This is a genomic window from Lysinibacillus sp. NPDC086135, assembly GCF_044746345.1.
GTDB lineage: Bacteria > Bacillota > Bacilli > Bacillales_A > Planococcaceae > Lysinibacillus.
This window is the reverse complement of sequence record NZ_JBIVCA010000005.1, coordinates 85017-97564: the sequence shown is the minus strand read 5'-3', so window position 1 is coordinate 97564 and position 12548 is coordinate 85017. Positions and strand designations below refer to the sequence as shown.

Annotated in this window: 14 protein-coding genes; 11 read left to right on the top strand and 3 right to left on the bottom strand. The window is 35.0% G+C overall.

The features are described from left to right. The first annotated feature begins 4 nt into the window (after nucleotides 1–4). Entirely contained in the window at nucleotides 5–1474 is a 1470-nt protein-coding gene (locus tag ACIPKN_RS09145) for a sensor histidine kinase (protein WP_400935530.1), read from the top strand. Nucleotides 1475–1512: 38 nt separating this feature from the next. Here the strand turns inward: ACIPKN_RS09145 and ACIPKN_RS09140 are convergent, their stop codons facing one another. Continuing rightward, nucleotides 1513–1821 carry a hypothetical protein gene (locus ACIPKN_RS09140; RefSeq protein ID WP_400935311.1) on the bottom strand — a complete coding sequence of 103 codons (309 nt, stop codon included), beginning with the start codon at nucleotides 1819–1821 and terminating at the stop codon, nucleotides 1513–1515. Nucleotides 1822–2065: 244 nt separating this feature from the next. On the opposite strand from ACIPKN_RS09140, the gene ACIPKN_RS09135 reads away from it, so the two are divergent. The 6 genes from ACIPKN_RS09135 to ACIPKN_RS09110 all read left to right on the top strand — a co-directional run bounded on the left by ACIPKN_RS09135 (nucleotide 2066) and on the right by ACIPKN_RS09110 (nucleotide 8217). Continuing rightward, entirely contained in the window at nucleotides 2066–2917 is an 852-nt protein-coding gene (locus ACIPKN_RS09135) for a hypothetical protein (protein WP_400935308.1), read from the top strand. Nucleotides 2918–3033: 116 nt separating this feature from the next. Next, nucleotides 3034–4128, top strand: a complete 1095-nt coding sequence (locus tag ACIPKN_RS09130) for a sensor histidine kinase (RefSeq protein WP_400935305.1) — start codon at nucleotides 3034–3036, stop codon at nucleotides 4126–4128. Further along, the gene (locus tag ACIPKN_RS09125) at nucleotides 4129–4773 is read left to right on the top strand and encodes a response regulator (protein ID WP_400935302.1); all 645 of its coding nucleotides are present in this window, start codon (nucleotides 4129–4131) and stop codon (nucleotides 4771–4773) included. It abuts the gene before it with no gap. Nucleotides 4774–4921: 148 nt separating this feature from the next. Beyond that, on the top strand, nucleotides 4922–5854 hold the full coding sequence (locus ACIPKN_RS09120) for an ABC transporter ATP-binding protein (RefSeq protein ID WP_400935300.1): 933 nt from the start codon (nucleotides 4922–4924) through the stop codon (nucleotides 5852–5854). A 12-nt stretch (nucleotides 5855–5866) separates the two neighbouring features. After that, nucleotides 5867–7120 (top strand): ABC transporter permease, encoded by a 1254-nt coding sequence (locus ACIPKN_RS09115; protein WP_400935298.1) that lies wholly within the window; start codon nucleotides 5867–5869, stop codon nucleotides 7118–7120. Next, nucleotides 7117–8217, top strand: a complete 1101-nt coding sequence (locus tag ACIPKN_RS09110) for an ABC transporter permease (RefSeq protein ID WP_400935295.1) — start codon at nucleotides 7117–7119, stop codon at nucleotides 8215–8217. Before ACIPKN_RS09115 ends, ACIPKN_RS09110 begins: the two co-directional genes overlap by 4 nt. Nucleotides 8218–8383: 166 nt before the next feature. On the opposite strand, the gene ACIPKN_RS09105 is transcribed toward ACIPKN_RS09110, so the two are convergent. Together ACIPKN_RS09105 and ACIPKN_RS09100 are read right to left on the bottom strand one after the other, a co-directional pair. After that, on the bottom strand, nucleotides 8384–9244 hold the full coding sequence (locus tag ACIPKN_RS09105; protein ID WP_400935293.1) for a YitT family protein: 861 nt from the start codon (nucleotides 9242–9244) through the stop codon (nucleotides 8384–8386). A 34-nt stretch (nucleotides 9245–9278) separates the two neighbouring features. Continuing rightward, a complete protein-coding gene (locus tag ACIPKN_RS09100) occupies nucleotides 9279–9818 on the bottom strand; it encodes a helix-turn-helix domain-containing protein (protein WP_400935290.1) in 540 nt (179 codons plus the stop codon). A 178-nt stretch (nucleotides 9819–9996) separates the two neighbouring features. Between ACIPKN_RS09100 and ACIPKN_RS09095 the strand changes: the two genes are divergently transcribed. The 4 genes from ACIPKN_RS09095 (at nucleotide 9997) to ACIPKN_RS09080 (ending at nucleotide 12542) form a co-directional block, all read left to right on the top strand. Beyond that, nucleotides 9997–10248 carry a PLD nuclease N-terminal domain-containing protein gene (locus ACIPKN_RS09095; protein WP_142508449.1) on the top strand — a complete coding sequence of 84 codons (252 nt, stop codon included), beginning with the start codon at nucleotides 9997–9999 and terminating at the stop codon, nucleotides 10246–10248. Next, nucleotides 10232–11134, top strand: coding sequence for an ABC transporter ATP-binding protein (locus ACIPKN_RS09090; RefSeq protein WP_400935287.1), 903 nt, complete (start codon nucleotides 10232–10234; stop codon nucleotides 11132–11134). Before ACIPKN_RS09095 ends, ACIPKN_RS09090 begins: the two co-directional genes overlap by 17 nt. A gap of 4 nt (nucleotides 11135–11138) precedes the next feature. Further along, a complete protein-coding gene (locus tag ACIPKN_RS09085) occupies nucleotides 11139–11918 on the top strand; it encodes an ABC transporter permease (protein WP_400935284.1) in 780 nt (259 codons plus the stop codon). A 240-nt stretch (nucleotides 11919–12158) separates the two neighbouring features. Further along, on the top strand, nucleotides 12159–12542 hold the full coding sequence (locus ACIPKN_RS09080) for a GntR family transcriptional regulator (protein ID WP_400935281.1): 384 nt from the start codon (nucleotides 12159–12161) through the stop codon (nucleotides 12540–12542). The last annotated feature ends 6 nt before the right edge of the window (nucleotides 12543–12548 follow it).

Sequence of the window (12548 nt, the reverse complement as noted above, 5' to 3'; positions counted from 1 at the left end):
AAAAATGTTCATTGTAACTGCTATAACAAAAGTTCGGCGAAGCATTAGAATTCAATTATTGACGACTTTTATTCTTTGTGCATTTTTAGGTTTACTTGGAGCAAAAGCCGCACTTTCGTTTGCTTTGAATATCAACCCGGCAGTTAAGATTGATTATAGTCAAGGGATGCAGGAAATAAATGATCAAGCGCAGCGTGCCGCAGATCTAGCCAGCAATGAAAATAGTTTAGCAGCATTACAGCAAATGATTGAATCAGAAAATCATAAATTTGAAATGGAACAAAGTGCATTAAAAGTAATCGTTACCGATGAGAACGGAAATGTTTTATACAAAACAAAGCAAGTGGAAGAGAAACAAATCAATTTGCATTATAAGATTCGGAATGTAATGGACTTTGCGATTAACCATCCACTCAATAATTATGAGGTACCAGCAATCGAGCAATTGAGGCAAGAATTCATTGCATTTTATCCTTTAACTATAGAAGATAAAAACTTATATTTGTTTGTCAGCGGTATTCCTGAAGGGATGGTTATCGCAAGTTCGAATGAGGGCCTTATCCCATTATTTAGTGCAATTGTAGTTTTTACATTTTCATTCTTATACATAACGAAACGAAAAATGAATCAAATTGAGTTGTTGGCGGAGGGGGTTATGGAAATCGCTAAAGGAAATTTAGCCTATCGCATTAAGAAAAAAGGGCAAGATGAGATTGCTGTATTAACAGACAATGTAAATCATATGGCCGAAGCAATTATGACGAATATAGAGATGGAACGAAGGATTGAAAAACAAAAAAATGAATTGATTACTAATGTCTCACATGACCTACGAACACCACTTACTTCGATTATGGGTTATTTAAGATTGTTAAGAGATGAAAAGTACGACACGAAGGAGCAATATGATGAGTATGTAAAGATTGCTTTCTCAAAATCCGAACAGTTAAAGAACCTGATTGAAGATTTATTTGAATATACGAAGCTAACGAATGAGAACATTGTCCTTGGGCAACAAGATATATGTATGAATGAGCTTCTCGATCAGTTAATTGAGGAGTTGATTCCGCAAGCGGAGGAAAACCATCGTACATTTATTAAAAATTTCTCGGAGGAGCGGATCTTCGCTACAGTAGATTCTGAAAAAATTGTCAGGGTCTTTGATAATTTATTAATGAATGCCATTAAATATAGTACAGGTAATGGCGAGATTTTTGTTTCTCTTGAAAGAAAAGAAAGTAATGTTCAAATCTGTGTCGCTAATGAAAGTGATGAATTTACATCCGAAGAGCTAACGAGCTTATTTGAGCGATTTTATAAAAAAGATCAATCTAGAACAAGTGTAGCGGAAGGTTCGGGGCTTGGACTTGCTATTGCTAAAAGCATTGTAGAACTACATGGGGGCAAAATTGGCGCGAAGTATACGGATGGTATGTTGCAGTTTATCATCGAACTTCCTGTTACAGCTTTATAATAAATAGCAAGGTAGCATTAGTGCAATGCTACCTTTTTTCACGGGTGAATTAGTTGCTCAATAGTGAGAATATGTTTGGCATTAGAGTGGGGGAGGCTCTTTTGTAAGTGCAGAAAAATATTTTTGTCCTTAATAATAATTTGAATTTCTGTATAGCTATATTGTTTTTGGACTTCTTGAACATATTCTGTAATTTTCAATAAATGACGTGTGTCTTTTATTTCTACTTCTACAAAAAAGGGCAGCGTTAATTGATGTAAACTTAAACAACCGCGACGAATCCAAATCGCTTCATTATCGTAATAACGGATAGGTAATTGGCGATTACTTGCGATAAATAAGTCCATTTATGTCTCCTTTTTTATACCATGATGTTAATAGTGACGGATAGAATCGTCAAAGTGACGGATAGAACGATCAAAATGATGGATAGAGAACCCTCAAAGACAGATACGCATATATCAATCGTCTTTAGAAAATATTTTAACGCAATTGATTGTACTTCGTCATCTTACAAGTTTATTGAAGAATTTCTTTTCTAATTACGTCAATACTATATGTTTTATTTGGCTGTAAAAGGGGGACATTTTGATGAAGAAAATGGTGCTATTTACATTATGGCTACTTTTTGCAGTTTGCTTTAGCCCAATATTTGTTCACGCTAAGGAGAACCAGGAAGAAGACTTAAAGAAAATTGTAAGTAGATTTATGCCATCGAATGCGTCGCTTATAAGCCCTAAAAATTCTTTCTTCACACGGCCAATTCAATTTTATGACTTTGACCACGATGGACAGAAAGAAATAATATTCACTTATAAAATTAAAGCAAAGGATTACCCTTCTCAGTTTGGATCAATAGTGCTAAAAAAACACAATACAGATTGGCGAAAGATTTGGGAAACTAAAACGCAAGGAGTCGATTTGGATTTTTCTGGTTTGGTAGATATTACTGGTGATGGCACAAAAGAATATTTATTTGGTGTGACAATTGGAGCGGCGATGGGAAGCAATCTAGAAGTGTTCCAATGGATCAATAACTCATTCGAAAAGATTGCTGAGGTTCCTTATCATAAAATGGACTTTGTAAATGGTGTACAAAAAGTTGGTCTAGCAGTTTGGCAAATGTATATTGGTGATAGCTATTTAGTGGATGTACTAAAATGGAATGGTGAAAAGTTGGTCTATAACGAAGAATTATATTCAAATTACTATCCGATCATCCAAATGTTTTATAAAGAAAAAATTTCAAAAATGGATGCCTGGTTTTATTGGTATTGCCTTGCAGATGCCCAAATCAAAGCAAATAAACTTGAAGAAGCATCTAAATCTATTCAAAAGGGGATTGTATTAGTTAAAAAATTATCAATGGAAGATGTAATCGAAGACTTTAATGATTTAACTGTAAGGCTGGAGAACAAGAGAACGGATGTTCAAAAACGCTAGACATATTTATGGTATGTCTAGTGTTTTTTTTATTGATATTTGTAAGTGAATACATTTTAAGGAATTGAAAAGATGTATAATAAGTTGAAAATAATAGAATAGGATGGAGTCAATCTATGAACTATTTTCTCTTTCGCAATAGTTGTATATTGCTATTAATGACGATTTTCCTAGTTCACACTTATTACACGGATGCATCATTAACAGCCGCTTTTTTCATCTGTACGGTTATTTTAACTTTATATTTCATCACACCTCTTTTGAAAAAGTTGCGAGTTATAAGTTACATAACGATTGTTCTTATATTATTTTGTAGTGTATTTGTTTCACTTAATATAATGTATGCATTGCCGATTTTGGCTTTCTTTATAATAGAGGGCGCTTTTCTACTACAGGCAAAGTTTTATTATTTTCTTATAGGAATCTTGACTGTAATCGGTATGATATTTGTCCTGTTGCGGTGGCTGCCATTATACGGGATGCTAATGCTGATTGCTCTTTCTGTATGTTCATTGGGGATGCGTCATTACATTCAAGCATACAGTGAAAAAAGTATTTTGTACCAAGAATTATTAGGGCAATATCGTGCATTAAAACGTCTATCCGTTGAGCAAGATCAGCTTGTACGAGCAGAAGAGCGCACAAAAATTGCACGTGATATACACGATTCGGTAGGACATAATTTAACTGCATTACTCATGCAAGCAGAGATGATATCTATTCAGTATGGGCATGACGCGTTAGATGATATTAAGCAATTAGCGCGTAAAAGTTTAAACGAAACAAGGTATGCGGTTCGGCAATTAAAATCGAGCGAGGCATATGGCATTACATCGGTGCTACACTTAATTCGAAGGCTAGAGATGGAAAGTCGTTTACATATTCGTTTTACTATTGAAAAGGGAGTACTGTCATTACCCATTTCCAATAAGCAAAGCATAGTGCTTTATCGCGTTTTACAAGAATGTTTAACAAATGCGATGAAATATAGTGATTCAAAGGAAGTCGACATCATTTTAGGGAAAGATTCATTACAACATATTAGCTTTCAAGTTAAAAACAAATCAATGAAACAGACACCGCTTGTTCATGGTTTTGGGCTAAAAAATATGACTGAACGAATACAGGAAATTGGCGGAGAGTTACGCATACATAAAACGGAGCAACAATTTATAGTTGATGGATCTTTTCCGATGAAGGGGAGAGTTTGAATGAAAAAACGAATTTTACTAGTGGAAGATCAAACTATTGTACGAAATGGTCTGAAAATGATGATTGAGCAAGATGAGACATTGCAAATTACGGCAGAAGCAAGCAATGGGCGGGATGCTTTAGTATTACTTGAGAAAGTATATGTCGATCTTGTGTTAATGGATATACGCATGCCAGAGATGAGTGGAATAGAGGCGACAAAGCATATACGCAGTCATTTTCCACATGTAAAAATACTGATTTTGACAACATTTGATGATGAAGAGTATGCCTTCCAAACATTAAAAGATGGTGCAAGCGGCTTTCTTGTCAAGTCGTCCGAACCAGCAAAGCTAATAGCGAGCATTCATAGTGTATTAGATGGGGGCATGGTTATTCAAGAAGATGTTGCCGCCAAGCTAATGCCTAAGTTGTTGCAACAAACGACTGCAAAAGTCTCAACACCACAGCTTTCTACGCTAACAGAGCGTGAATTAACGATTATTCAATTAATTGGGGAGGGTAAAACGAATAAAGAAATTGCGGATTCGTTATTTTTATCGGTTGGTACAGTGAAAAATCATCTTACACATATTTTACAGAAACTTACACTACGAGATCGGACCCAGTTAGCGATCTATGCTGTACGGAATGGAATTGTGTAAAGCATGATATAAGCATTCATAATGCATTTCATTTGGCAAACCTTATTCGTCCGGTATAAAAAATGACTTCAGTCACTGCCTTTTATGACGGAAGCTAGTCGTCTAGTCAATATGCAACTGCTATTCTTTAGAGAAAGGGGGCCGTTGAATGATTGAAGTAGTTAATCTAACAAAAACATTTAAAAAAGTAAACGCTGTGGATGATGTGAGCCTTTACATTGAGCCTGGCGAAATTGTTGGTCTTCTTGGACCGAATGGCGCTGGAAAATCAACGACAATTGCGATGATGTCGACTTTGATTCAACCAACAGCTGGTGATGTCTTATTACAGCATAAAAGCATTTTAAAAAATCCAACTTCCTTACGTAAAGTACTAGGGGTTGTACCGCAAGAAATTGCCTTGTATGAGGAACTAACAGCACGTGAAAATTTGGAGTTTTTTGGGGATGTCTACAAAATACCGCGTCTGAAATTGCAGGAACGGGTTCGTATAGTACTAGCGCAAATCGGACTCGAAAATGAGCCGAAAAAACTTGTTAAACATTTTTCTGGCGGGATGAAAAGACGTTTAAATATTGGTGTTGCCTTACTTCATGAGCCTGAATATTTAATTATGGATGAGCCGACAGTTGGCATTGACCCGCAATCGAGAAAGTATATTTTAGAAACTGTGAAGAGGCTGAATAAAGAGGCCAATACAGCGATTATTTATACGAGTCATTACATGGAGGAAGTCGAGTATTTATGTGATCGCATTTATATTATGGATAAAGGGCATATAATTGCAGCTGGTAAAAAGGAAGAAATTAAGGCGATATTATCTTCAGAAAAAACAATTGTCTTAAAGCTAGAAAAGCATTCAAATGATTTTGTTGATGTGCTTATGAAACAAGGCTTTTTATCTAATTTCCAAGTAAAGGATGCGGATATTTCCTTTAGTGTAGCGAAAAATACCAATTTCCTTCCGATGTTATTACCTTTATGTGAGAAGCATGACATAGTTCTTAAAAGTTTTCATGTCAAAGAGCCGACATTGGAAGATGTGTTTTTACATTTAACTGGTAGAGCATTAAGGAATTAGGGGGGATCCGTGATGTTTTTAGCACTTATTCGCAAACAGTTAAAAGTATTGTGGCGTCACCCTCAAGAGTTGGTGATTTTACTAGTAATGCCGATAGGCCTTATATCTATAATAAGTTTTGCGATCGGCTCATTAATGGATGGGGATAATAGTCCAATTGATGTAAAGGTTGCGATTGTACAACATGAGGATGAGCAGCAAGAGTTGGCGGCATTTTTGCAGGAATCACAAGGTGAGCTGAGGACTGATGTACATTCACGGGAAAGCCTTAAACAACTGCTATCCATTTCTATGCTCTTGCAATTGCTAGAGCAGGAGGATATGCGACAATTTATTACTGTCTCTCAGCTTGCTTCAAGTGATATGGATGTGCTTAAAAAAGAAGGAGAGTACGATGTAATACTTGAAATACCAGCTGGATTTACAAAGCAATTTTATACATCACTTTTCGCGAAAGGAGATATTCCAGCCTTACATGTGTATTTAAACGAACAGAAAGAAATTGCTTCAACGATTGTACAAAATATTTTAAAGTCATTTCAATATCAATATTCGCTTATGGCAGAGCTTAGTTCAAAAGGGTTATTAACGCGGGATGTTATATTACCAAAAGCAGATATTTCATCTACCGTTCAGACAGTGAATCAACAGGAGCCCGTCTCAACGAGTGTATATTATACGTTTAGTATGACTGTCATGTTTATTTTATATATAGCAGGGACAATCGCCAGTCAAGCATTTTTAGAAAAGCATATGCATATTTTTGATCGTATTTTACTAGCAAATATCCATCCGATCATTTATTTATTAGCGGTTATTGTTTCAACTGTTATTTTGTCATTCATTCAAGTGTCCATTGTATTTGTAGTTGTCTATCTTATGCTTGATATTTCATTTGTACAATTGCCTTTACATTTACTCGTGACATTGATGCTGGCAATTGTTGTTGGGAGTATTGCTGCATTACTATCAGCGGCTAACTACCGCTTTAATTCGGCAGAGTTTTCTAATGTGTTTGGTTCAGTTATCGTATCAATTTTAGCTTTATTTGGTGGTAGCTTTTTTAATTTAAGTACCTTTGCACCAACTCTTGCGAAAATTGGGAGCTGGACACCGAATGGAGCAGCCTTACAAAGTTATTTAACGATACAGCAAGGTGGAGGGCTTGGCCAGATTTCATCTTATTTATGGATATTAACGGCTGTAGCAGTGGTTTGTACAACAACCGCCTTTTTATTGTTCCCGAGAAGAGGTGGTATTGCATGATAAATATACTCAAGACAAAATTTTTATTATTAAAAAGAAAGCCTAGTTCATTAATCTTAACTACTATTATTATATGTCTTTATGCGTATTTGATAGGGCAAGGACAACAAATAAAGCAGCCGATTGCAGTCCATTCGACTTTAAGTGAGGAAATGACAAAGCAAGTATTGACTGAGTTAGAAAGTAATAAAAATTACGAATTTACGATTTATAGTGAGGATGAAGCAACAGATTTAGTTGAAACGGGTAAAGTCGATGTAGCAATTTTATTACAGGAAGCCGGCTATAAGTTACTGGTGGCTGTTGATTTTATGAATTCCAAATTGGTTCAGCATGAACTAGACCGAATTTATAGTCAGGTGGTTCAAAATGATGCGATGATAAAAGCTTTTCCTACAGATTTGCAGGATGAGGTAACAAGTGCGATCGCAGTAGCGAAAACAGCTCCATCATTTGATATTCAGTATGCAAACTTTGCCAATGAAAAAGGATTTAAATGGGACTCTGGACTTCACACTCTATTTGGCTTTGCACTGTTTATGGTTATTTATACGGTATCCAACGGTGTCAATCATATCGTCATGGAGCGTAGAAATGGTATTTGGAATCGTTTAACGGTTTCAAATATTAGTAAATGGAAAGTATATGCCGCCAATCTAGCTTATGCGTTTTTAATAGGCTATCTTCAAATCGTATTAGTATTTTGCATTTTTTATTTTGGGGTTGGTGTAGAGTTTTACGGAGGGTTTGTAGCAAGTTTAATCGCAGTCATACCGTATCTATTGTGTATCGTTGCACTATCCATATTTATCGCCTCAATTACGAATACACCTAGTATATTTAATACAGTGATGGCGTTTCTTGCAGTACCATTTGCGATGCTAGGTGGCGCTTACTGGCCATTAGAAATCGTTACTTCTAAAGTAATTTTAGCTCTATCTTATATTTCGCCAATCACATATGGTTTAGAGATTTTAAAAGGTGTGACGATTAATGATAGTTCTTATGTAGAGTTATTACAACCTTTAAGCCTACTATTATTTATGACAGTCGTATTTATGGGCATTGGAATTAGTGTCATGGAGAAGAAAAGCTAAAATTTAGCGAACTCCTTGCCAAAATTTAGCAATCTCCCGTAATGAAAAAAATGTAATACCTGTTTAAGTTCACTTGTATATTTAGTCATAAAAAACTGCATCCCCATTGTTAGATATGTAACAATGGGGATGCAGTTTATGAACGACTTACTTTCTTACCTTTTGTTTAGTGGATATCACGTTTTTTGAAGTTACCACCACGTACCTCTGATACATCAGAAATAACTACAAAGGCACTTTCATCGATATCTTTAATAATCGACACAAGTTTATTTTCTTCCATACGGTTAATGACACAGTTTAATATATCCGTTGGTTCATTAGAAAAACCGCCACGCCCTTTTGTATATGTAACACCACGTCCTAAACGAGCTTGTATCGCATCCCCAATTTCTTCTGATTTTGCACTGACAACACGAACATCTTTTGATTTTTCTAAACCTACTTGAATAATATCGATAACGTTTTTCGCAATATAGTACGTTAAAGCTGAGTATAATGCGCTCTCTAAGCCAAAAATAAAGCTTGCCCCTAAGAAAATAAAGGCATTAATAAATAATATAATATCCCCGACTGAAAACGGAATTTTACGTGATAGCAACACGGCTAAAACCTCAGAGCCATCTAACGCCCCACCGTTACGTAAAACAATCCCAATCCCAACACCTAGTAGCATACCACCAGATAAAACAATTAATAACGGATCATTTGGACCTAAAATTGTTTTAACATCATGCATAAGAACTGTGGAAATAGAAAGAGCTGCTATCCCAGTACAACTCATCAATGCAAAAGTTTTACCTACTTGTTTGTAGCCAATCCAAATAAAAGGAATATTTAATACAAAGAGCAGTACGCCTAATGGAATATCAAAGAGGTGTGCTCCCATAATACTAATACCTGTCACGCCACCATCAATGACATCGTTCGGTATTAATACCGCTTCTAGTCCATATGCTGCGATGATGGCGCCAACTATAATCATGATAAATTTTCGTGTGTTTTCAACTGTCTTTCTTCTTTTCATAAATCTTCTCCATTTCTTTACGTAAAAATATTACTTAAGGTTTTGGAATAATATTTATAGCAATTGTTTTTGTCTCAGTCTCTTTGCTTGAGTCGGCCATATTATAGTATTTAATTATTAGATCGTTTAATTCATTTTCAAAACTCATAAATTGATTAGTCGTTAATGTCAAATCGATAAATGAGAAAGTTGCTAAATCTGCAAGTCTTTCTTCTTCATCAAGTAAATTTAAATAATTTTGATATTGAGATAGTAAAGCTAATTGATAGTTAGAAACATAATTTAATTTTTGCTTGATTGTTAGTCGTGTCCAATCCTCCTGACTAAGTTTTTCTGCTCCTTCATTTAATGCATAAAATTTTTCTGTGACAGAACGTACTTTTCGCTCTTTCACAATTTTTATGATGTTTTCATCCATTAAAATTTGGATGTGACGATACAAAGTAGCTTGAGGTACATCCTTTATAATAGAAATCATCTCCAAAGTGCTTAAGCCTTCTTCTTTATCGTGCATTAGAGCTTGTAAAATTTTCATTCTCACAGGGTGCATTAAAACCTCTGCTTTATTCCGCATAAAAACGATCCTCCTATCAAATGGAATCAAGGGAAGCAATCAAATGTTATCAATATGAGAACATTATCAATAAATATACTATATATTTTTTTTACAGATGTACAGTAGAAAGGTAATGAAATTATTTACATCTTCTGTTATCATTATTGATAACGATAATGAATTGGGGGTTTTAGAAATGAAATTACACTATGGTTTTGATGATTTAAGCCAATTGGATTGGGCAAGTATACTTCCAATCATTCTGCCATTTTTATTCGTAGGATTTGTTCTAATCATTGTTGCTTTATTCGATTTATATCGGCACAGAGATACGCGAGAAAACATACTGATGTGGACAATTATTATTTTGTTCTGTAACTCAATTGGTTCTGTTCTATATTTCATTATTGGTAGAAAGGATGTAAATAAACGTGCGCTTAGAGATTAAAAATATTACGAAAAAGTTTAAACAAAAAACAGCCGTGAATGATTTTTCAATGGTCATTGATTCCAATGAGTGTGTTGGATTAATTGGACCAAATGGAGCGGGGAAATCCACGTTAATTCAAATCATTGCAGACATGCTGAATGCAGACAAAGGTGAAATTCTTCTTGATGGTCAAAAGATTTCATCTATGAGAAATCAAATTGGTTATTTACCTCAGTTTCCTAATTTTTTCTCATGGATGACAGCATTTGAAACATTGTCCTTTATGGGAACACTTTCAGGCATATCAAAAAATGAATTGCAGAAAGAAATTCCATTACTTTTAGAAAAGGTAGGCTTAGGGAAAGAAGCACATATTCATGTCGGGACATTTTCAGGTGGTATGAAGCAACGTCTCGGCATTGCACAAGCATTGTTGCATAAGCCGGCTTTAATGATTATGGATGAACCGGTATCAGCGCTAGATCCAATAGGAAGAAGAGAAGTGTTAAATTTATTAAAAGAGATAAAAAAAGAAACGACAGTTTTAATATCAACGCACATATTGAGCGATGCGGAGGAAATTTGTGAGCGCTTTATAATGATTAAAAATGGTCACAAAATAGAAGATGCTACAAAATCAGAGTTACTTGAGCGCCATCAAGAATCAGTTATCTTTTTAATGATTCGCAAGGTAGATTTTCAGTGGTTAACAATGCTTGAACAATTATCTTATGTGCAGAAAATCGAAAGCTGTGAAAATGGCTTCAAAATCCACGTTGAAAATTTGGAAACAGATGCTAATCGATTAATACAGCACGGACTGGATTCAAAAGTGATGATTACTAAATTTGAAGTGGGTATTCAAGACAATCTAGAAGAAATATTTTTAGAATTGGTGGTGTAAATGAATGAATGCTTTTATTGCATTAAGCAAAAAAGAAGTACAGCAAATGGCAAGGGAGTTTAAAATATTGTGGCTCCCAATCGTATTTATTTTACTAGGGCTAACTCAGCCGATTATGATGTATTATTTACCTGTTATTTTACAATCGGCTGGTGGTGTTCAAGGTATCACAATTGATCCTACGATGGCAAAGCCTGTGGGACAGGAGGTACTTGCCTCAACATTAAATTCACAGTTTGATCAGCTAGGCATTATTATTCTGGTCATTGCTACTATGAGTATTATCCAAGGAGAGAAAGCAAATGGCATGATGGCATTTATCCTAACAAGGCCAGTATCGATAGCTTCTTATTTAAAAAGTAAAATCATCATCCATTATATATTGGCTGTTATCTGTATAGCTCTTGGCTATGCAGTGTCCTATGGCTATTCAGCGTACTTATTTACTACTGTTCCTTTGACACAAGCTTTATGGGCATTAGTATTTTATTGTGTTTGGTTGTTATTTATCATTACGTTTGTTGCGATGATGAGTACATTTTTTAAAAGTACTGCATTTATTGCACTAATAAGTATTGTTAGTCTATTAATATGTCGTTTTATCGCTGGGCTACATCCATTAATAGACATTGTTAATCCTGCTAGTAATAGTATGTATGCAACAAATATTCTAATGTCGGGTGATGTGGAAACTTGGTATGGCCTCCATATTATAGGAACACTGCTGCTCGTTTTATTGATGACTGTTACTATGCAAAGTTTTATTGCGAAAAAGAAATTTTAACTTCTTTCAGAAAAGTGTTTGGGTAGCAAGAGTGAAATAAAATAGAGGGATTCGGGCTATGAACTTCACATCCTATGAAAACACCTGAGTGACCAACAACATGTACTTCAGGGTTTCATCTTTGACCTGATTCCCAAGGAGTCGCACATCCACTACCAAACCAACTTATTTGCATGATATACGTTTTCACAAATGACATCAACTTTTAGCGATAAGCCATATGAAAGGAAACGTGAACAATTGAATATAAAAATAGATCCAATGAGTAAAATTCCTATTTATCAACAGTTAACCCAGCAACTACTTTTTGAAATAGCCATAGGGGAAATTTGCGAAAATGGTGATCCATTGCCCTCAATTCGTGATTTAGCAGCCGAAACAAACCTTAATCTTCATACCGTTCATAAAAGCTACAAGGAGCTTCAGAAGAAAGGAATAATCGCTATAAAACCTAACTCAAAAGCAACTGTTAATAAGCCTGCTGAAGCAAAGAGTGTTAGCCTTCAACAAATTTCTATAAAGGTTGAACAAATAATGTGTGAAGCTTATGTTTTAGGTATTAGCGAATATCAATTACAGCAGCTGTTTCATGAGAATAGAAGAAAATTTTATATTGAGCCTTAAAAAAAA